General features: G+C 36.3%; 23 protein-coding genes. 21 read left to right on the top strand and 2 right to left on the bottom strand.

Annotation, left to right across the window (positions count from 1 at the left end):
• The first annotated feature begins 97 nt into the window (after positions 1-97).
• The 4 genes from trmD to GS03_RS13025 all read left to right on the top strand — a co-directional run bounded on the left by trmD (position 98) and on the right by GS03_RS13025 (position 3,704).
• Positions 98-775, top strand: a complete 678-nt coding sequence (gene trmD, locus GS03_RS13010; protein WP_136152964.1) for a tRNA (guanosine(37)-N1)-methyltransferase TrmD — start codon at positions 98-100, stop codon at positions 773-775.
• Between the two features lie 3 nt (positions 776-778).
• Positions 779-1,789, top strand: coding sequence for a Gfo/Idh/MocA family oxidoreductase (locus GS03_RS13015; RefSeq protein WP_136152965.1), 1,011 nt, complete (start codon positions 779-781; stop codon positions 1,787-1,789).
• A gap of 126 nt (positions 1,790-1,915) precedes the next feature.
• Positions 1,916-2,266: a 50S ribosomal protein L19 gene (gene rplS / locus GS03_RS13020; protein ID WP_136152966.1), complete on the top strand. Its 351-nt coding sequence runs from the start codon at positions 1,916-1,918 to the stop codon at positions 2,264-2,266.
• Between the two features lie 214 nt (positions 2,267-2,480).
• Positions 2,481-3,704 carry an NADP-dependent isocitrate dehydrogenase gene (locus GS03_RS13025; protein ID WP_136152967.1) on the top strand — a complete coding sequence of 408 codons (1,224 nt, stop codon included), beginning with the start codon at positions 2,481-2,483 and terminating at the stop codon, positions 3,702-3,704.
• Positions 3,705-3,755: 51 nt separating this feature from the next.
• Here GS03_RS13025 and GS03_RS13030 read toward each other — a convergent pair whose 3' ends face one another.
• Positions 3,756-4,427: a hypothetical protein gene (locus GS03_RS13030; protein ID WP_136152968.1), complete on the bottom strand. Its 672-nt coding sequence runs from the start codon at positions 4,425-4,427 to the stop codon at positions 3,756-3,758.
• 134 nt (positions 4,428-4,561) lie between these two features.
• Between GS03_RS13030 and GS03_RS13035 the strand changes: the two genes are divergently transcribed.
• The 14 genes from GS03_RS13035 to GS03_RS13100 all read left to right on the top strand — a co-directional run bounded on the left by GS03_RS13035 (position 4,562) and on the right by GS03_RS13100 (position 17,158).
• Positions 4,562-6,934, top strand: a complete 2,373-nt coding sequence (locus GS03_RS13035; protein WP_136152969.1) for a TonB-dependent receptor — start codon at positions 4,562-4,564, stop codon at positions 6,932-6,934.
• Between the two features lie 3 nt (positions 6,935-6,937).
• Complete coding sequence (locus GS03_RS13040) at positions 6,938-7,753, top strand: DUF4249 domain-containing protein (RefSeq protein ID WP_136152970.1); 816 nt, start codon at positions 6,938-6,940, stop codon at positions 7,751-7,753.
• 70 nt (positions 7,754-7,823) lie between these two features.
• Positions 7,824-8,486, top strand: a complete 663-nt coding sequence (locus tag GS03_RS13045; RefSeq protein WP_136152971.1) for a thiamine diphosphokinase — start codon at positions 7,824-7,826, stop codon at positions 8,484-8,486.
• Positions 8,487-8,492: 6 nt separating this feature from the next.
• Positions 8,493-9,482: a 23S rRNA (adenine(1618)-N(6))-methyltransferase RlmF gene (gene rlmF, locus GS03_RS13050; RefSeq protein ID WP_136152972.1), complete on the top strand. Its 990-nt coding sequence runs from the start codon at positions 8,493-8,495 to the stop codon at positions 9,480-9,482.
• Positions 9,479-10,060 carry a GDP-mannose pyrophosphatase NudK gene (nudK, locus tag GS03_RS13055; RefSeq protein ID WP_136152973.1) on the top strand — a complete coding sequence of 194 codons (582 nt, stop codon included), beginning with the start codon at positions 9,479-9,481 and terminating at the stop codon, positions 10,058-10,060. Before rlmF ends, nudK begins: the two co-directional genes overlap by 4 nt.
• A gap of 100 nt (positions 10,061-10,160) precedes the next feature.
• A complete protein-coding gene (locus tag GS03_RS13060) occupies positions 10,161-10,583 on the top strand; it encodes a thioredoxin family protein (RefSeq protein ID WP_136152974.1) in 423 nt (140 codons plus the stop codon).
• Positions 10,584-10,593: 10 nt separating this feature from the next.
• Entirely contained in the window at positions 10,594-11,514 is a 921-nt protein-coding gene (locus GS03_RS13065) for an FAD:protein FMN transferase (RefSeq protein WP_136152975.1), read from the top strand.
• Positions 11,515-11,524: 10 nt separating this feature from the next.
• On the top strand, positions 11,525-11,734 hold the full coding sequence (locus GS03_RS13070) for a DUF4266 domain-containing protein (protein WP_136152976.1): 210 nt from the start codon (positions 11,525-11,527) through the stop codon (positions 11,732-11,734).
• A gap of 12 nt (positions 11,735-11,746) precedes the next feature.
• Positions 11,747-12,949 carry a DUF3570 domain-containing protein gene (locus GS03_RS13075; RefSeq protein ID WP_136152977.1) on the top strand — a complete coding sequence of 401 codons (1,203 nt, stop codon included), beginning with the start codon at positions 11,747-11,749 and terminating at the stop codon, positions 12,947-12,949.
• Positions 12,950-13,042: 93 nt separating this feature from the next.
• The gene (gene uvrB, locus GS03_RS13080; RefSeq protein WP_136152978.1) at positions 13,043-15,031 is read left to right on the top strand and encodes an excinuclease ABC subunit UvrB; all 1,989 of its coding nucleotides are present in this window, start codon (positions 13,043-13,045) and stop codon (positions 15,029-15,031) included.
• Between the two features lie 12 nt (positions 15,032-15,043).
• Positions 15,044-15,553 carry a GNAT family N-acetyltransferase gene (locus tag GS03_RS13085; RefSeq protein ID WP_136152979.1) on the top strand — a complete coding sequence of 170 codons (510 nt, stop codon included), beginning with the start codon at positions 15,044-15,046 and terminating at the stop codon, positions 15,551-15,553.
• Between the two features lie 7 nt (positions 15,554-15,560).
• Positions 15,561-15,740 carry a KOW motif-containing protein gene (locus GS03_RS13090; protein WP_136152980.1) on the top strand — a complete coding sequence of 60 codons (180 nt, stop codon included), beginning with the start codon at positions 15,561-15,563 and terminating at the stop codon, positions 15,738-15,740.
• Between the two features lie 130 nt (positions 15,741-15,870).
• Positions 15,871-16,629 carry a helix-turn-helix domain-containing protein gene (locus GS03_RS13095; RefSeq protein WP_168710312.1) on the top strand — a complete coding sequence of 253 codons (759 nt, stop codon included), beginning with the start codon at positions 15,871-15,873 and terminating at the stop codon, positions 16,627-16,629.
• A gap of 55 nt (positions 16,630-16,684) precedes the next feature.
• On the top strand, positions 16,685-17,158 hold the full coding sequence (locus tag GS03_RS13100; protein WP_136152982.1) for a DUF1772 domain-containing protein: 474 nt from the start codon (positions 16,685-16,687) through the stop codon (positions 17,156-17,158).
• A 49-nt stretch (positions 17,159-17,207) separates the two neighbouring features.
• Here GS03_RS13100 and GS03_RS13105 read toward each other — a convergent pair whose 3' ends face one another.
• Positions 17,208-17,609 (bottom strand): excinuclease ABC subunit B, encoded by a 402-nt coding sequence (locus GS03_RS13105; protein WP_136152983.1) that lies wholly within the window; start codon positions 17,607-17,609, stop codon positions 17,208-17,210.
• A 115-nt stretch (positions 17,610-17,724) separates the two neighbouring features.
• Here GS03_RS13105 and GS03_RS13110 point away from each other — a divergent pair, with 115 nt between their 5' ends.
• From GS03_RS13110 to GS03_RS13120, 3 genes are read left to right on the top strand one after another with little or no spacing between them, the layout of a single operon-like run.
• Positions 17,725-18,252 carry a hypothetical protein gene (locus GS03_RS13110; protein ID WP_136152984.1) on the top strand — a complete coding sequence of 176 codons (528 nt, stop codon included), beginning with the start codon at positions 17,725-17,727 and terminating at the stop codon, positions 18,250-18,252.
• 17 nt (positions 18,253-18,269) lie between these two features.
• On the top strand, positions 18,270-19,070 hold the full coding sequence (locus GS03_RS13115; protein ID WP_317128578.1) for an alpha/beta hydrolase: 801 nt from the start codon (positions 18,270-18,272) through the stop codon (positions 19,068-19,070).
• 11 nt (positions 19,071-19,081) lie between these two features.
• Positions 19,082-19,516, top strand: coding sequence for a DUF1456 family protein (locus GS03_RS13120; RefSeq protein WP_136152986.1), 435 nt, complete (start codon positions 19,082-19,084; stop codon positions 19,514-19,516).
• Positions 19,517-19,518: the final 2 nt, after the last annotated feature.

The following is a 19,518-nucleotide window of genomic DNA, read 5'->3' on the forward strand; positions in this document are numbered from 1 at the left end:
CTAAAGACAATCATGATGAGATTGCTTCGTTCCTCGCAATGACAGATTGTAACGGATAGCGGGAAACAGCTACTAAAAAAACTACTATCTTTGCACCATGCGAATAGACATCATTACCATATTACCTGATTTATTGCGAAGTCCATTTGAAGGCTCAATCATGAAACGCGCCATCGAAAAAGGACTGGTTGAAGTTCATTTTCATAATTTGAGAGATTATACCACAAACAAACAAAAAAGCGTTGACGATTATCCTTTTGGCGGTGGTGCCGGAATGGTCATGATGGTTCAGCCGATTGATGATTGCATCACGCACTTGAAAAGCCAAAGAAATTACGACGAAATCATATATATGTCGCCTGACGGTGAAACTTTGAACCAGAAAATGGCAAATACCGCTTCGATGTATGAAAATATAATTATTCTTTGCGGTCATTATAAAGGTGTTGACCAACGGGTAAGGGATCATTTTATTACCAAAGAAATTTCGATTGGTGATTATGTTTTGAGTGGCGGAGAAATTGGCGCTATCGTTTTTTGTGATGCTATTATCCGATTAATTCCCGGTGTTTTATCAGATGAGACTTCGGCATTGACAGATAGTTTTCAGGATAACTTATTATCCGGACCAATTTATACGCGCCCGGCAGATTATAAAGGTTGGAAAGTTCCCGAAGTATTAACCAGTGGTCATTTTGCTAAAATTGACAAATGGCGGGAAGACAAGGCATTTGAACATACTAAAAATCGCCGACCGGATTTACTGGAAGAATAAAATATGGAAAAACCAATAGTTTCTGCAATGCTTGCCTACGGAATGTCGGGCAAAGTTTTTCATGCACCTTTTTTGGAAACAAATAAAGGATTCGATTTATATGCTGTTCTTGAAAGAAATGAAAAAAAAGCTGTAAAAGATTATCCTAATATCAAAAGCTACGATTCTATTTCTGATTTATTAGCAGATGAAAAAATCGAATTGGTTGTGGTGAATACTCCAAACGACACTCATTTTGATTATGCTAAGTTGGCTTTGGAAGCCAATAAACATGTGCTGATTGAAAAACCCGCAACTACAACTGCTGAAGAATTTCAAGAATTATTGGCTCTAGCAAAAAAAGTAAACCAAAAAGTACATGTTTACCACAACAGAAGATGGAGCAGTGATATTATGGCTGCAAAACAAATCATCAAATCCGGAAAATTGGGAGCTGTTGTTGAAATGCATCTTCGCTTTGACCGATACAGACCTGCAATTGGCGTAAAATATTTTAAAGAAACTCCAATTCCAAGTAGCGGAATCTGGTATGATTTGGGTTCGCACTTAATTGATCAGGCAATCTCCATTTTTGGAACACCAATAAGTCATTTTGGAATCAAAAATAGCTATCGCGAAAATTCTCAGGTTGATGATTTTGGATTTATGCACCTATTATTTCCAAACAAAGTCAACGTATTTATAACAACAAGTCTGCTGATTTCAGATCCGCAACCCGGAATCATAATCCATGGAACCAGAGGAAGTTTCGTTAAGGAATTTTGCGACGAACAGGAAAACCAACTTATTAATGGCATGTCACTTTTACATCCTGAATTTGGTCTGGAAAAACCAAACAAAGAAGGAAAACTAACTTATTACAACGAAAATGTGCAACAAGTAGTTGAAAGTATTCCGTCGGTTAAAGGTAATTTCAATGCGCTGTTCGATGAAATTTATCAAAGCATTCGCAACAACAAAGAGTTTTCGGTTGACAATCAAGACATTATAACGCAATTAAAATTATTAGTTTAACTCAAAAAAACTCATAATTCATAATTCATAATTCATAATTCTTTTTTATCTTTGCCCCCACATTTGACCAACCTCTGGCGAAAACCGTGAATGTTGCTCCGATTTAAAACCATAATAATTAGAAAAATGGCAAATTTAGTAGATTTCGTTAATAACGAATTATCAACAAAAAAAGATTTCCCTGCGTTCGGTGCTGGTGATACAATCACAGTTTACTACGAAATTAAAGAGGGTGAAAAAACAAGAACTCAGTTTTTCAAAGGAGTTGTAATCCAAAGAAAAGGTGCAGGAATTACTGAAACTTTTACAATCCGTAAAATGTCTGGTGCAGTTGGTGTAGAGCGTATCTTCCCGGTAAATATGCCCGCTTTGCAAAAAGTAGAAGTTAACCAAAGAGGTAAAGTTAGAAGAGCTCGTATCTACTACTTTAGAGAACTTACTGGTAAAAAAGCAAAAATCAAAGAAAGAAGAAGATAATTCTAAACTTTCTGCTTATAAAAAAAGTCCCGATTTCATCGGGACTTTTTTTATTCTCTCAATTTAAATCTGTAATTTTATCAAATCGACAGTTTTTCAAACTTAAAATGACAATTTCACAATTCAATCGATATCGTGATTGCAATCAACCAAATTACTGTCATATTATATATATTTGCTATCGCTAAAATTTTAAACGAATAACCTCAACAATATGGCAAAAATTAAAGTAGCCAATCCAGTAGTAGAATTGGATGGCGATGAAATGACACGAATTATTTGGAGCTTTATTAAAGAACAACTAATCCTTCCTTATCTGGATTTAGATATCAAATACTACGACTTAGGCATAGAGCACAGAGATGCTACTAAAGACCAAGTTACTATCGACTCAGCAGAAGCTATCAAAAAATATAATGTTGGTATCAAATGTGCCACAATTACTCCGGACGAAGAAAGAGTAAAAGAATTCAATCTTTCTGAAATGTGGAAATCACCAAACGGAACAATTCGTAACATCGTTGGCGGAACCGTTTTCCGTGAGCCAATTATCATGAGTAACGTTCCTCGTTATGTTCAAGGTTGGACAAAACCTATTGTTATTGGTCGTCACGCTTTCGGTGATCAATACAAGGCTACAGATAAAGTTATCAAAGGAAAAGGAACCTTGACCATGTCATTTACTAACGAAGCGGGAGAAACTACAACTTGGAATGTTTACGACTTTAAAGGTGATGGCGTTGCAATGTCAATGTATAACACTGACGAAAGCATCTATGGTTTTGCGCATTCTTCTTTTCAAATGGCATTGACTAAAAAATGGCCATTGTATCTTTCTACAAAAAATACAATCTTAAAAGCATATGACGGAAGATTCAAAGACATCTTTGAAGAAGTGTATCAACAACATTACAAGGCACAATTTGATGCTATTGGAATCACATACGAACACCGATTAATTGATGATATGGTAGCTTCGGCAATGAAATGGAACGGTGGATTTGTTTGGGCTTGTAAAAACTATGATGGCGATGTTCAGTCAGATACTGTTGCTCAGGGATTTGGTTCTTTAGGATTAATGACTTCTGTTTTGGTAACTCCGGACGGAAAAACAGTTGAAGCGGAAGCAGCACACGGAACCGTAACACGTCATTACAGAGAACACCAAAAAGGCCGTGCGACTTCTACTAATCCAATCGCATCAATCTTTGCATGGACACGTGGATTAGAGCACAGAGGAAAGTTAGACGGAAACCAGGCTTTAATAGATTTCTGTTTAAAACTGGAGCAAGTTTGTGTGGAAACTGTAGAAAGCGGAAAAATGACTAAAGACTTAGCCATGTTGGTGAAACCGGAAGGTTTAACTGCAGCTGATTATTTAACTACGGAAGGTTTCCTTGCAGCAATTAAAGAAAACTTAGATGCTAAATTGGGGTAAAAATTATCTCAGAAATATATTTATAAAAAGGCGGTCTAAAGATCGTCTTTTTTATTGCCCTAAAATATCAACTTTATTAATGATAATCGTGGCTTTAACATTGGTAAATAAACCAGAAAGATTATTTCCTACTATTTCTCCTTTATCATTAAAGATAGAAAACTGAGCAGTGTTTGGCGAAATCATACCTTCATTTAGTGCTTCAATTACCAATAGGTTTTGACCGTTTCTGAGATTCAGTTGAATTTCTCTATAACCACTTTCTAAAGTAATTGCATCAAATATAACTTGATCATTCAGCCAAATACGAACAACATCTCCATCGGGATCTCCATAATCCTTAAGCGCAAATTTGGCAATGGCTGTCGAACATTTATACGTTGCTAACAGATAATCTTTTTTATAATAATCATAAATTTTACCATCCTCAACTTGCTTATTCATTTTATCGGTATACACTTTAGCCGGACTGGCAAATTGCTCTTTTTCAAAGATGCTTTTTTCTTCTTCGGGTTTTTTCTTTAATAACGAAACACTTTCTCCTAATTTGTCTTTTTTATCAAAAATACTTGGATACGTTATCGCTTTTGAAGATGTGGGAGAAACTGCCCCTTTTGGATTTGATATTGGAGCAATCGAAATTGTTTTCTTAGGCTGCTCAAATTGAGAGAAGCCCTTGAAGGAAAAAATTACTAAAAATAAAAAAGCAAAAGCTGCTTTCATATAGGAGATTTATTTAAGTTGTAAAAGTATTTAAAATCAAACCAATAAATTCTTGTAATTAACCAAAAGTTAACAAATGCTTACAACTTTTAAGCTAAATTTGTTAAGCCCATAAAATTTCCAACACAACAATCATGCGAAAAAAAATAAAAATATTATTTTATTTGCTTTTGATTCCCACACTACTATTGGGTCAAAAAAAATACACTCTCAGTGGAACTGTCTTTGAAGATAAAAACAAGGAGACACTCATAGGCGCTTCGCTTTATATTACCGAAACCAAAACTTCATTCAGCACCAACGAATATGGCTTCTTCTCTATCACGATTCCGGAAGGAGAATATACTGTCACCATCAGTTATATAGGATATAAAACCGTTGAGGAGAAAATTATATTAAATCAGGATATCAGAAAAAATATACTGCTTGGCGCAAATAATCAGGTATTAGACGAAGTTGTAGTCGTTGGTTATAAAAAAAGAGTAGATATCCGAAAACCTGAAATGAGTGTCAACAAACTCACTATCCAGGAAATAAAGGAAATGCCTGTTATCTTTGGTGAAGTAGATATCATAAAATCTATTTTGACATTACCCGGAGTTACCAATGCCGGTGAAGGGCAATCCGGCTTTAATGTTCGTGGTGGTGGTGCAGACCAAAATCTGATACAGCTCGATGAAGCTACCATTTACAATTCCTCACATCTTTTTGGTCTTTTTTCGGTATTTAATCCTGATGCGATAAAGGATTTGAAACTCTACAAAGGTGGAATTCCTGCACGTTATGGAGGAAGATTATCTTCCATACTTGATATTTATCAGAAAGAAGGAAATAAAAATGATTTTCACGTAAATGGTGGCATTGGTCTAATAACGAGTAGAATACTTGCTGAAGGTCCAATTGTTAAGGACAAAGGCTCTTTTGTAGTTGCCGGAAGAGGTTCTTATGCGCATCTCTTTTTAAAATTATTCAACAATCCCAACTCGGCTTATTTTTACGACTTGAATACCAAATTGAGTTATTCGCTAAATGAAAAGAACAATATTTATCTATCAGGCTATTTTGGTCGTGATGTTTTTCAATTGAGCGACAGTTTCAAGAATACGTATGGAAATGCAGTTCTAAACCTCAGGTGGAATCACCTGTTTTCCGACAAGTTGTTTTCCAATCTTTCGCTGATTTACTCTGATTATTATTACGGTCTACAATTAGATTTTGTCGGACTTGATTGGGAAAGCGGCATCAAGAATATTAATTTAAAGTATGATTTCAAGCATTATTTAACTGATAAATTTAAACTCAATTACGGCATCCATGGCAATTACTACACTTTTAATCCGGGAACCGTAACTCCGACAGGAAAAGATTCGAGTATCAATCCGGATCAGCTCGCCAGAAAATATGCTTTTGAATCGGCAATTTACGTTGACGCTGAGCATAAGATTACAGAGAATATAGCCCTTTCCTATGGTTTACGTCTTAGCTCATTTTTAAGGCTGGGACGCCAAACCATGAATATTTACGAAAACAATCAACCTGTTATTTTTAATCCGGAATTTTCTATTTATCAAAGTGCCGAACCCATAGATTCCGTTTATTATCAAAGAAACAAGACTATTGCCAAGTTTGACAATCTGGAACCGCGGTTTGCTATTTCATATGCTATCAATGAAAATCAGTCTGTCAAAGCAAGCTATAACAGAATGTCCCAGTACCTTCATTTAATTTCAAATACGCAATCACCTACTCCACTTGATGTATGGGCTCCGAGTGATCATTACCTCAAACCGCAATTACTCGATCAGGTGGCTTTGGGTTATTATCAGAATTTTAAAAACGATGCATATTCATTGGAAACTGAAACCTTTTTCAAAAAAATAAAGAACCGGATTGACTATATTGATGGTGCCAATCTGATTGCCAATGAAGCCATAGAAAGAGTAGTGCTCAACGGAAGAGCAAGAGCATACGGCCTTGAAGTGTTATTCAGAAAAAATGAAGGCAGAGCTACAGGTTGGGTATCCTATACACTTTCAAGAACCGAACAGCAAGTGCCGGGAAGAACACCTGAAGAAACCGGAATCAACAATGGCCGATGGTATAAAACCGGTTTTGATAAAACGCACAACCTGGCAGTTGTTGGAAATTATAAACTGAATGACAAATGGCGCTTTGGTGCTAATTTTATCCTACAGACAGGACAGCCTGTTACGTTCCCAAATGGTCAATATGTTTACGAAGGGATCACTGTCCCGAGTTACTCCAGTCGTAACGAAGAGAATCTTCCGGCCTACCATCGTCTGGATGTTTCAGCAACATTAACTTCGAGAAAAAACAAAAACCGGAAATGGAAATCAGAATGGGTATTTGGAATATACAATATCTACCATCGGCAGAATGCCGCTTCCATCACTTTCAGACAAAATGATGAAACGGCAGCAAATGAAGCCGTTCGGCTGACTATTTTCGGTATTGTACCGAGCGCAACCTATAATATAAAGTTCTAGATTATGAAAAAGATAAGCATCCTTCTTTTAACCCTCATTTTCTTTACTTCGTGTGAGAAAGTAATTGATGTTGGTCTCAATACTGGCGAACCCAGATTAGTTGTAGAAGCATCTATCAGATGGTATGAGGGAACCGATGGCAGCCAACAAAAAATAAGGCTGTCCACTACTACGGATTATTTTGCCTCAGAAGTTCCTGCAGTTACCGATGCAGTAGTATTTGTTACTAACAGCAGCGGACAGGTTTTTACATTTATACAAAATGAGCTTCCGGGAACTTACGAATGCAATGATTTTATTCCGGTGGTGAACGAAAACTATACGTTGACCATTTCTTATCAGGGAGAAACCTATACTGCCACTGACGCCTTACTTGATACACCAACAATCACTCGTGTTGAACAAAAAAACGATGCCGGTGCACTTGGCAATGAAACCGAGGTTAAGTTCTTTTTCAATGATATCGTTAATGAGACCAATCACTACTTTATAAGAATTGACGATCCTTACAAGGTTATTCCTGAATATGGCGTTTTGGAAGACCGTTTTTTTCAAAACAATGAAATGTTTGCATTGTATTATAGTGAAGATCTAAAGCCCGGTGATACGCTCAAGTGTACACTAAACGGCGTGACACTGAACTATTACAATTATATGAATGTCTTATTAATGCAGACAGGCACTAACAATATGGGGCCATTTTCGACTCCGCCTTCAACGGTTAGAGGTAATGTGGTAAATCAAACCAATTTTGACAATTTTGCCTTAGGCTATTTCAGGCTGAGTAAAACTTCTGTAAACGAATATATCATTCAATAAAAAGCTTGAAGTTGGAAGTTCTTTTATTTAACGCTAACTTCGTGCTTCCATCTCTAACTTCTAACTTTAAATGTCATCACACCACATCGTTCGCGACGACCAGGAACCAGCTTTAATCATTGCCAATGGTGAAGCCTGCAGTTCAGAATTATTGGGACAATTATTAGAATGGTCGCCTTTAGTCATCGTTTTAGATTCGGCTATAGAACGTGTTTTAGAATTGGGAATCAAAGTGGATGTATTATTAGGCGATTTTGACCGAGGTTTTGATATCAATCATTACAAGGAAAAACAATACCCAATTGAAATCGTATATGCTCCAAATCAGGACAAAACCGATTTAGAAAAAGCATTTGATTATTTAATCGAAAAAGGTCACAAAGCAGCAAATGTTATTTGGGCAACCGGAAGACGTGCCGATCACACCATTACCAATTTAACGAATATTGTCGCCTACAGAAATCTTTTGAAAGTCGTGATTCTCGATGACCATTCAAAAGTGTATTTGTTGCAAAACAACTTTGAAAAATGGTACACTGCCAATACAATTTTGTCCTTGATTCCGATTGGAAAAGTAACCGGAATTACCACTAAAAACCTTTTCTATTCTTTAAACAACGAAGACTTAACCATTGGTTACCGAACCGGAAGCAGTAATCATGTTACCGAAGACGGCATCGTTTCGATAACTCACAAAGAAGGCGATTTATTATTAATGGAATGTTGGGATTAAACTGAAATGAAAAAAAATCAAAATACCACAGACTCAAGTCCACAGAGCGAACAGGCGAGGCAAAAATCAGGTTTGCACCCCAGAAATCCTCATCGGTTTCGTTATGATTTTGAACAATTAATATCCGCTTGCCCTGAATTAAAAGAGTTTGTTTCTGTGAATGAACACCAAGTAGAGACAATTGATTTCAGTAATCCCGAAGCAGTAAAAGCACTTAACAAAGCCTTACTCATATCAAATTACGATATTCAAAACTGGGACATTCCTACCGGTTATCTTTGTCCGCCAATTCCCGGGCGCGCTGATTATATTCACTACATCGCCGATTTATTAGCTACAACTAACAACGGAATTATTCCTGAAGGAGAAAACACAGTTGGTTTGGATATTGGTATTGGTGCCAATTGTATTTATCCAATCATTGGAAATTCGGCTTATGGCTGGAGTTTTGTCGGGACAGATATTGACGAAAAAGCGCTTCAGAACTGCAAGAAAATCATAACTAATAATCCAAAGCTAATTGATGTTATCAGTTTGCAATCACAAGTAGAATCACGATTTATTTTTAAAAATATCATTCTGCCCGAAGACAAATTTGCTTTTACCATCTGCAATCCGCCATTTCATTCGTCGGCTGAAGAAGCTGCGAAAAGTGCCTTGCGAAAAGTCAATACCTTAGAAAATAAGAAATCCGATAAGCCAGTCTTAAACTTTGGTGGACAAAACGCTGAACTTTGGTGCAAAGGTGGCGAGATTGGTTTCATCACGCAAATGATTTATGAAAGTGCCAAATATCCAATGCAGTGCTTATGGTTCACAACTTTAGTTTCCAAAAAAGACAATCTGAAAAGCATTTATAAAATATTAAACAAAGTCGGTGCTGCAGAAATCAAAACCATCGATATAGCTCAAGGCCAAAAGATAAGCCGAATTGTAGCCTGGACATTCCAATCTCCAAAACAACAACAAGATTTTATCAATTCATCAAACACATGAGTAATCCAAAAATCGAAATCCTAAAAAATGAAATCCTTTCGGATAATTGGTACACACTCCGAAAAGTAACCTACAACTATCTCAAAAAAGATGGCCAATGGGAAACACAATCACGGGAAGCCTATGACAGAGGAAATGGCGCCACGATTTTGCTGTATAATAAAAATACAAAAACAATTATCCTGACCCGTCAATTCAGATTACCAACCTATTTAAACGGCAATGAAACCGGAATGCTGATTGAAGCCTGCGCTGGTTTATTGGATAAAGACAACGCCGAAGAATGCATTCGCAGAGAAACCGAAGAAGAAACCGGCTATAAAATTTCATCAGTTGAAAAAATATTTGAAGTTTATATGTCACCTGGTTCGGTAACAGAAATTGTCCACTTTTTTACTGCTGAATATACCAAAGACATGAAAATCAATGATGGCGGTGGCGTTGCTGATGAGCAGGAAAATATTGAAGTGTTAGAACTTGATTTTGATAAAGCTTATGACATGATAGCATCAGGAGAAATCAAGGATGCGAAGACAATTATGTTGTTGCAGCATGCAAAAATTAATTTATGCTGGTAGGGTAAATGTGGTGCAAAAATGTTTTCAGTGTAATTAATCAAGCATTACATATACAATTCAAATTTAACCACTTTTTATTCTGTATTAATTCATAACTGCCATGAAACGTATTTTAACTCTTTTCCTTTTGTGTGTATCCATTTGCACTTATTCTCAGGAAGCAAACACACTGCAAAATTCATTTTCAAAAGCCAAACAGGAACATAAAAAAGTATTGTTCTTCTTTTCCGGATCCGACTGGTGTTCCCCTTGCGTAAAATTTAAAAGAAGTTACATCGATTCAGAAGCTTTTAAAGATTTCTCAGCTTCAAATCTTATTGTCTTTAATGCTGATTTTCCGAGACAGAAAAAAAATGCCTTATCCAAAGAACAAACTTCAGAAAACGAAAAATTAGCCGAAAAATATAACCCAAACGGGTTGTTTCCGTTAATCATTTTATTTGACGAAAACGGAAAAATAATCCGTAAATGGGAAGAATTACCACAAGAAACAGTTGCTGAATTCATCAGTAATTTGAAATAATCAGATAGTTATGCAACTCAAAAAGCAAACCCGATTAATGGGAAATCAATTTGAATTCACATTGATAGAGCAAAACGAAATCATTGCTCAGGAACTTTTTGAAATTGCCATTGAAGAAATCAGAAGAATAGAAGCTTTACTGACGACATTTTCAGAAAAAAGCGTAACATACACTATAAACCAAAATGCCGGAATTCAGCCTGTGGCAGTAACCGAAGAAGTTTTTCAGTTGATAAAAAGAAGCCAGTTTATTTCTAAAATCACGCAAGGTGCATTTGATTTGAGTTATGGCAGCATTGATAAACGATTTTGGAATTTTGATTTGAATATGACTTCATTGCCTGATGCTGAAACTGCCAAAAAATCGGTTGCGCTGATTAATTACGAGAACATCCTATTGGATGAAAATAATCAAACCGTATTTTTAAAAAACAAAGGTATGAGGATAGGTTTTGGTGGAATTGGAAAAGGATATGCGGCCGAAATGGCAAAGAAAAAACTATTAGAAAATAACGTTCTAAGCGGAATTGTAAATGCTTCCGGAGATTTATCTGCCTGGGGTTATCAGGAAAATGGCGAACCTTGGACCATTGGCGTTGCCGATCCAAATCAGAAAAAATCACTTTTTTCTACGTTCAAAATAACCAACAAAGCTGTGGCAACTTCAGGTAATTACGAGAAGTTTGTGCTTATTGACAACAAACGATATTCGCATACCATTGACCCCAAAACAGGTTTTCCTGTTTCGGGTATAAAGAGTGTTACCATTATAGCAGAAAATGCCGAAATCGCAGATGCACTGGCAACTCCTGTAACGGTTATGGGAATTGCTGTTGGAATGGATTTCATCAACCAATTAAAAACCATAGGCTGTATCATTATTGATGATAATGACAAAACCTATTTTTCTAAAAACATTACTATTTCCTAAATAAATAATTATGAAGAAGTTTCTTTTAATCCTTATCCTAACCTATTCTCTTTCTTCCTGCGAATCGGTTAAAGAATACCAGAAAGCAAAAATTAATGATGCCGAAATGGTATTGACTTCCAAAAAAACCGAAAAATTCGAAAACACTTTTCAACTCTACAGAGAAGGCAGTTCGGGTGCCAATGGTGGCAAAACCGGTGGCGGTTGTGGTTGTAATTAATAATTTGAACGAATGAAAAAAAGAGTAATTTCAGCAGCAGTTCTTGCACTAATGTTTTCTTTTCAGGCTAAAGCCCAAAATGATACAATCGCAACAAACTATAAAAAACAAAAACTGAAAATTGAAGAAATCAATTTCATTTCGAGTTACTACACACAAGATGGCGACAATTCGGCCGTAACTGGTGGCGTTGGAACTGAAAAATTGACTGATATCGCAACTAACCTTGAAGTCATTTTATCTAAAAAAGATAAAAAGAATAACATTCACAGTTTTGACCTTAATCTTGGTGTTGACAGTTATACTTCGGCTTCATCAGATAAAATTGACCCAAGTTCCGTTTCATCAGCTTCTTATCAGGACGTTAGGGTTTATCCTTCTGCCGATTATAATTATACCAATGTGGAAAAGAATTATGGCTTGCATGCCGGTGTTTCTTTCTCTGCCGAGTTTGATTATACTTCAATTGGTGCCAACATCGGATTTACAAAAACTTCTAAAGACAAAAATCGGGAGTTTTCAGTCAAGGGAATGGCATTTTTTGATACCTGGAAAGTAATCCTGCCCATTGAGCTGAGGGACGATCCATCAGATAACGAAGCCAATCATTTGGACACAAAGCCGAGGACTTCCTATAATTTAGGATTGACTTTATCTCAGGTTATTAATAAGAAATTCCAAATTGCACTGCTAGCAGATCTTGGCTATCAGGAAGGATTATTGGCAACCAAATTCAATAGGGTTTACTTTGATGATTTGAGTGTAAATTCGGAAAAATTGCCTTCAACCCGTATTAAAATTCCGGTTGGCTTAAGAGCAAATTACTTTTTAAATGATCGAATTATTCTGCGTACTTTTTACAGATACTATTATGACAATTGGGGAATTAATTCTCATACAATTAGTTTGGAACCAAGCATTAAATTAACCGCTTTTTCTTCCTTGTCATTGCCATATCGTTTTTATGCTCAAAGTGAAGCCAAATATTTTAAGCCAATCAATCAGCATCAGGCAATTGATGAGTTTTACACCAGCGATTATGATTTGTCTAAATTCAGTAGTAACATGATTGGATTAGGCTATCATTTAACCGATAGTGATAAAGGTATTTTTAATATAAAACGAATACATAGCCTGGAATTGCGATATGGTTATTACACCCGAAATAATGGTCTGGATTCGCACATCATTACGTTAGCATTGCAGTTTAAGTAGTTAGCTTAAATATAAATTACAAAGTTAAAAGTATACCGATTTCTGCTTTTAACTTTGTAACTTAGCTACTTTGTTACTCTGCAACTATAGAAGATGAAATTCCAAGTCGTATCCGATTATAAACCTACCGGCGATCAACCACAAGCGATTGAGAAGCTTTCCAACGGAATTCTCAATAATGATAAATACCAGACTTTATTGGGTGTTACCGGTTCCGGAAAAACGTTTACCGTTGCCAATGTGATACAAAACATTGACAAACCAACTTTAGTTTTAGCACACAACAAAACCTTAGCAGCGCAATTATACTCCGAATTCAAGCAGTTTTTTCCAAACAATTCGGTGCAGTATTTTGTGTCGTATTATGACTATTACCAACCCGAAGCCTTTATTCCGGTTACGGGAACTTATATCGAAAAAGATTTATCCATCAATGCCGAATTAGAAAAGCTGCGTCTAAGCACTACTTCTGCCCTGCTTTCGGGTCGTCGTGACATTATTGTAGTTTCTTCGGTTTCGTGTTTGTATGGAATTGGAAATCCGGTAGAATTTCAGAAGAATGTTGTTTCAATTGCCAAAGGCGAAATTATATCGCGTACCAAATTATTGCATCGTTTAGTGCAAAGTTTATACTCAAGAACCGAAGCCGATTTTACGCCCGGAACGTTCCGAATTAAAGGCGATACCGTTGATGTTTTTCCGAGTTATGCTGATGAACCGTATCGTGTGCATTTCTTTGGTGATGAAATTGAAGAAATAGAAGCCTTTGATGCCAAAAGTTCCAAGGTTATAGAACGCTATGAAAAACTGAATATTTATCCCGCGAATATGTTTGTGACTTCGCCAGATGTATTGCAGGCTGCTATTTGGGACATCCAACAGGACTTAGTAAAACAAGTCGATTATTTCAAGGAAATTGGGAAACATCTCGAAGCAAAACGTTTGGAAGAACGCACCAATTTTGATTTGGAAATGATACGCGAATTGGGTTATTGCTCCGGAATTGAGAACTATTCCCGTTACTTGGACAGACGTTCTCCGGGAACGCGCCCTTTCTGTTTACTGGATTATTTTCCCGATGATTATTTAATGGTTGTGGACGAAAGCCACGTAACAATTTCACAGGTTCACGCCATGTATGGAGGCGATAGAAGCCGAAAAGAAAATTTGGTCGAATATGGTTTCCGATTGCCTGCCGCGATGGATAATCGTCCGTTGAAGTTTGAGGAATTTGAAAGCATGCAAAACCAAGTCATTTATGTTTCGGCAACGCCTGCTGATTACGAATTAGAAAAATCTGAAGGAATTTATGTTGAGCAGGTTATTCGTCCGACAGGATTATTAGACCCTATTATAGAAGTACGTCCGAGTCTGAATCAGATTGATGATTTAATAGAAGAAATACAAGTACGTTGCGAAGCTGACGAAAGAGTTTTGGTGACAACTTTAACCAAAAGAATGGCGGAAGAACTTACCAAATATCTAACTAAAGTTTCGATTCGTTGTCGTTATATTCATTCCGACGTGGATACTTTGGAGCGTGTAGAAATTATGCAGGATTTGCGTAAAGGTTTGTTCGATGTGTTAATTGGAGTGAACTTATTGCGTGAGGGTTTGGATTTACCCGAAGTTTCACTTGTGGCTATTTTAGATGCTGACAAAGAAGGTTTCCTTAGAAGCCATCGCTCGTTGACACAAACCGTTGGTCGTGCCGCGCGAAACGTAAACGGGAAAGCGATTATGTATGCTGATAAAATTACCAACAGTATGCAAAAAACAATAGACGATACCAATTACCGCCGCGAAAAACAAATAGCTTACAACACTTTGCACAAATTAGAACCAAAAGCACTGAATAAAAGTTTGGGAAGCGCTTTGGGAAGCAACTCAGTTTCCACACAATACTTTGAAGACAAAATTGCCAAAGCTGCCGAACCCGAAAGTTTGTATTTATCCAAACCCGAAATCGAAAAGAAAATCCGTGATGCCCGAAAAGCGATGGAAAAGGCGGCCAAAGATTTGGATTTTATGCAGGCCGCTAAACTGCGTGATGAGATTAAGAGTTTGCAGGAAAGGATTTAATTTAAGATTAAAATGAATTACCATTTCAGAAAGGCGACTTTAGTAGAAATTCCACAAATATGGACTATCATTCAGCAAGCCATAGCCCGCAGAAAGAATGATGGAAGTCAGCAATGGCAGGATGGCTATCCAAACGAAACCGTTATTCAGCAGGATATCGAAAAAGGTATTGGTTATGTTTTACTTGATGACAATACCGTTGCAGGTTATGCTGCTATTCTTTTCAATGACGAACCTGCCTATGAACAGCTAAAAGGAAGCTGGCTGACCAATGGCGATTTTGTTGTAGTGCATAGAGTTGCTATTTCTGATGACTATTTAGGGAAAGGCTTAGCGCAGAAAATTTTCCTTTTTACGGAAGATTTGGCAATAGACAACAACTTCTTCAGCATCAAAGTAGATACTAATTTTGATAACATCCCTATGCTTAAAATTCTTGAAAAATTAGGATATACCTATTGTGGCGAAGTGACATTCAGAGGTGGTGTTAGAAAAGCTTTTGAGAAAGAATTGTTTAAATAATACTTTTATGAAACCGGAAAATCTAAAAGACGGAGATCAATGCAATGTGACTAGTGGAACACATAAAGGAAAATCCGGCAAAGTCAGAGACATCAATATCAGTAAAACTGGCCACATTACCATTACGGTTGAACAGGAAAATGGTGTCCGATTTAAAACACTTGGTAAAAATGTGGTGAGGGTTTAATTTAACTTCTCTTGAAATACTTCAAATATATTTCTATTTTTGCACCGTAAGTTGTTAAAAATCAAAACATAACACACAGCAAGCATTGAGCAGCACTGTCTACATACCGAAAACTAAGTATCTCAAACAAGTGATTCGTTCAATTTGGCAAACTAACTATCAAACTCGTTATCAACATGAAATTATTATACCTAAAGGAATTGTAGAGATTATTTTTGATTTAGGTGACAGTGCTCCTATTCAAAGCACAATTTATACTAAACATTTTCAACTTCCAAAGTGTTTCATCAATGGCTTCAATACCCATCCCATTCAGATTAAACTTCCCGAACATCATTTTTTCTTTGGTGTGCAGTTTCATCCGATTGCCATTAAAGATTTTTTTAAAGTTCCGGCCAGCGAATTCTCAAATCTGGCTATCGATTTAACGCTGCTTTCTCCATCATTTAACTATTTGTGGCATCAACTTGCTGAAGCAAAAACATTTGACGAAAGAGTGCTTATTATTTCCAAATGGTTAGAGACAAAAATCATTGAAACACAACCCCGGGATATCTTGCTAAATTCCTTTTTAGAAAACAACAATCCGCATACTACCATCAAAGAACTTTCGGATACAGTCTTTTATTCGCCAAGACATGTGTCCAGAAAAATTAGTGAACATACCGGAATGAATTCAGAGCAATTTTTACTCTACAAAAAATACCTTCATGCAGTTCATTTGATGCATCATACTGAACTTTCCTTAACCGAAATTGCCCACGACAGTAATTTTACCGACCAATCGCATTTTACCAAAACATTCAAGACTTTTACTCAAATTACGCCCAAAGAATACAGACAAAATAAAGGTTTTGTTCCGGGACACATCAATAAAGATGTCCGTTAAATACAATTTTCAGAGTTGATTAAATATCATTTTTGCATAAAAAAATAATCAAAAAATGAAAACAACTCTTTTATTTGTTTCAATCAGTCTGGCCAGTGGCTTGTTACTGGTTAATGTGTACAATTCCCTTATTGACACAAGGTCATGGGGAAGTGACTTACCTAATTCTATTGCTGTAGCAAGAGACTATTTCAAAATGATAAATCCCGGAAATTTTTACAGGATTTTCTCTCCACTCAATCAACTACTGGCTTTATTGTCACTGATTTTGTTTTGGAAAGTCTCTCCGGCAATCCGGCTATATTTGGGAATTAGCCTGGTGCTCTATGTTTTAGTAGATGCTCTTACGTTCGCTTATTTCTATCCAAGAAATGACATCATGTTTAAGACAGCGCAACTGACAGACATCCCAACGCTGAAAAAAGCCTGGTCAGAATGGAATATGATGAATTGGGTGCGCTCCTTACTTTTACTCATAGGAGTAGTCTTTTCGTATTTGTCTTTGCATAAAATCTACATGCAAAAATAAAACCTTGAGTTTGACAAAAAAAGCGCCTCAAATAAGGGTGCTTTTTATTTTAATTCAACTGCTCCTGGAAAACTTCCAGCAAAAATTCGGGAGAAATTAATTTGGTTGGCGAATCTTGCATCGCTTTTAAAACACGTTTGATAGCATGTGGATTTAATCCCATATTGATGCCAATTTCGTGGATTTTGTTTTGTTCGCGTTCGTGTAAAACACCGTCACAATGCATCAGCAAAGCCAAACGGTAAAATTGTTGAATGCGCTCAAACTCCGATTTAATCACAATTGGATATTCTTCCTGATGAAAAAGACTTTTGAAATCACCTTTTTCCACCTGAAGTTCTTCGGCAATCATAGCCAAAAAAAGATATTCTCTTTCATGCAATCTTCCGTCAACGACAGAAAACGCAATCATTTCAGATAAAAGAGCCAATCTTTCTTTGTAATCGTTCATGCTTTTTAAAAATTTTTAGCTAAAATATAATTTTTTCTTTATGTTTCATCATTGGTTTTAAAAAATGGAGAAAGAATTATTTTTGTTACTTTTACCTCTTTAAACATCTAAGCTCATGAATACTTTTAAAATGGCGATTATTGGTTTGCTGTTGACTTCTGCAACTGCATTTTCGCAATACAATGATTATTACAATTATAACAGAATGGGGCGATCTAACAGAGATTACTCCACAACCTCATCACAACCCTCAGCTGAAGAAATTGAAAAAGCCAAAGCAAAAAAAATTGATCAAATTATTGCAAACTTAAAAACCGAGTTAACATTAGACGAACTTCAGACTATTGCTATAAAAAATGAAATTGCTTCAAGTATTAAGAATATAGATATTGTTTCCAAAAAAGAAATTTCCGATGAAGAAAAATCAAAAGAAATAAAAGCACTTACAGATAGAACAGAAGTTACAATCAACTCCTATTTAAACGCAGCACAAAAAGAAAAATATAAAGCTTTAATATCCGAAAGCAAGAGCGGTAAGAAAGGCAAAAAAGATAAAAAGACTCGAGGTACCCGAGCCAAAGGCGAACAGAGCGAAGCTAAAGACGAACAGAACGAAACTAAAGACAAAACGGTCGAAGAATAAATCTAACAATTACCATTTTGAAACAGTTTTTATCATTCCTCTTTTTATTTGTTCTTTGCAATGCAAATGCACAACAAAGCACAGCTAGTAAGCAAGTTTCTTCCTATACAATTGATGCACCTCAATTAAAAACTTCTAAAAAAATTTGGGTGTATTTGCCAAAAAACTACACCGCTTCCACCAAAAAATATCCCGTCATTTACATGCATGATGGTCAAAATTTGTTTGACACCAGCACTGCTCCGTATGGCGAATGGAATATTGACGAAACCTTAGACAGCATCAATGCTCAGGTAATTGTCATTGGGATTGAACATGGCGGCGATAAGCGAATAGAGGAATTGACGCCTTATAAAAATGCCAAATATGGTGGCGGTAAGGCCGATGATTATTTGGATTTTGTTGTCAAAACCCTGAAACCAAAAGTGGACTCCACCTACAGAACCAAGACTAATGCAAAAAGCACAGCGATTTTTGGAAGTTCGCTTGGCGGATTGGTTTCGTTTTATGCTGCCATAAAATATCCGGATGTATTCGGAAAAGTAGGTTGCTTCTCACCTTCTTTTTGGTTTGGCAGAAATGAAATGAATGATTTATTGGCAAAAACCAAAGACTTTCACACCAAAGTTTATTTCCTATGTGGCGATAACGAAGGCGATGATGATGTTATTCGTGATATGAAAAGGGTAGAACATTGGGTAAACACTAAGCGTTGCGAATGTAAAAAACTAAACAAAGAAGTAATCGTCAAAGGTGGACAGCACAACGAAAAAATGTGGCGTGAGAATTTTAAAAAGGCGTACCTTTGGCTGTTCTAAAAACTTAAAAAATGAATAACAACGATATCTTTAAAAAACTCCGTGTCGCCTTACAGCTTCGTGATGACCAAATTGTAGAAATCATGCAATTGGTAGATTTCAGAATTTCCGCTGCTGAATTGGGAGCTTTTTTTAGAAATGCTGATCATCCCAAATATATGGAATGCGGTGATCAGGTGTTGCGTAATTTCCTTAACGGATTAGTAATTCATTTGCGTGGCACGAAAGAAAGTCCAAAAAATGCTATGGATGTTATCAGACAGAATCAGGATGCCGTAAAGAAAAACATCACGGAAAAACCGAAAGTTGAATTTAAACCTAAGACAGAATTCAAGCCAAAAACAGATACTAAAAAGAAGCCATTCAATCCAAAGGATAAAAAACCTGCACAAAAAATTCAGGTGGTTGAAAAGGTTCAATACAAAAACGGGAAGAACAAAAAATAAAA

The organism is Flavobacterium sangjuense, assembly GCF_004797125.1.
Classification (GTDB): domain Bacteria; phylum Bacteroidota; class Bacteroidia; order Flavobacteriales; family Flavobacteriaceae; genus Flavobacterium; species Flavobacterium sangjuense.

Excerpts from the sequence above, each read along its gene's own strand:
- GS03_RS13035 (WP_136152969.1), top strand. The coding sequence starts at position 4,562 with ATGCGAAAAAAAATAAAAATATTATTTTATTTGCTTTTGATTCCCACA.
- GS03_RS13025 (WP_136152967.1), top strand. The coding sequence starts at position 2,481 with ATGGCAAAAATTAAAGTAGCCAATCCAGTAGTAGAATTGGATGGCGAT.
- GS03_RS13090 (WP_136152980.1), top strand. The coding sequence starts at position 15,561 with ATGAAACCGGAAAATCTAAAAGACGGAGATCAATGCAATGTGACTAGT.
- GS03_RS13120 (WP_136152986.1), top strand. The coding sequence starts at position 19,082 with ATGAATAACAACGATATCTTTAAAAAACTCCGTGTCGCCTTACAGCTT.
- GS03_RS13060 (WP_136152974.1), top strand. The coding sequence starts at position 10,161 with ATGAAACGTATTTTAACTCTTTTCCTTTTGTGTGTATCCATTTGCACT.
- uvrB (WP_136152978.1), top strand. The coding sequence starts at position 13,043 with ATGAAATTCCAAGTCGTATCCGATTATAAACCTACCGGCGATCAACCA.
- rplS (WP_136152966.1), top strand. The coding sequence starts at position 1,916 with ATGGCAAATTTAGTAGATTTCGTTAATAACGAATTATCAACAAAAAAA.
- rlmF (WP_136152972.1), top strand. The coding sequence starts at position 8,493 with ATGAAAAAAAATCAAAATACCACAGACTCAAGTCCACAGAGCGAACAG.
- GS03_RS13015 (WP_136152965.1), top strand. The coding sequence starts at position 779 with ATGGAAAAACCAATAGTTTCTGCAATGCTTGCCTACGGAATGTCGGGC.
- GS03_RS13030 (WP_136152968.1), bottom strand. The coding sequence starts at position 4,427 with ATGAAAGCAGCTTTTGCTTTTTTATTTTTAGTAATTTTTTCCTTCAAG.
- GS03_RS13085 (WP_136152979.1), top strand. The coding sequence starts at position 15,044 with ATGAATTACCATTTCAGAAAGGCGACTTTAGTAGAAATTCCACAAATA.
- GS03_RS13065 (WP_136152975.1), top strand. The coding sequence starts at position 10,594 with ATGCAACTCAAAAAGCAAACCCGATTAATGGGAAATCAATTTGAATTC.
- GS03_RS13075 (WP_136152977.1), top strand. The coding sequence starts at position 11,747 with ATGAAAAAAAGAGTAATTTCAGCAGCAGTTCTTGCACTAATGTTTTCT.
- nudK (WP_136152973.1), top strand. The coding sequence starts at position 9,479 with ATGAGTAATCCAAAAATCGAAATCCTAAAAAATGAAATCCTTTCGGAT.
- GS03_RS13040 (WP_136152970.1), top strand. The coding sequence starts at position 6,938 with ATGAAAAAGATAAGCATCCTTCTTTTAACCCTCATTTTCTTTACTTCG.
- GS03_RS13045 (WP_136152971.1), top strand. The coding sequence starts at position 7,824 with ATGTCATCACACCACATCGTTCGCGACGACCAGGAACCAGCTTTAATC.
- GS03_RS13105 (WP_136152983.1), bottom strand. The coding sequence starts at position 17,609 with ATGAACGATTACAAAGAAAGATTGGCTCTTTTATCTGAAATGATTGCG.
- GS03_RS13070 (WP_136152976.1), top strand. The coding sequence starts at position 11,525 with ATGAAGAAGTTTCTTTTAATCCTTATCCTAACCTATTCTCTTTCTTCC.
- GS03_RS13100 (WP_136152982.1), top strand. The coding sequence starts at position 16,685 with ATGAAAACAACTCTTTTATTTGTTTCAATCAGTCTGGCCAGTGGCTTG.
- GS03_RS13110 (WP_136152984.1), top strand. The coding sequence starts at position 17,725 with ATGAATACTTTTAAAATGGCGATTATTGGTTTGCTGTTGACTTCTGCA.
- trmD (WP_136152964.1), top strand. The coding sequence starts at position 98 with ATGCGAATAGACATCATTACCATATTACCTGATTTATTGCGAAGTCCA.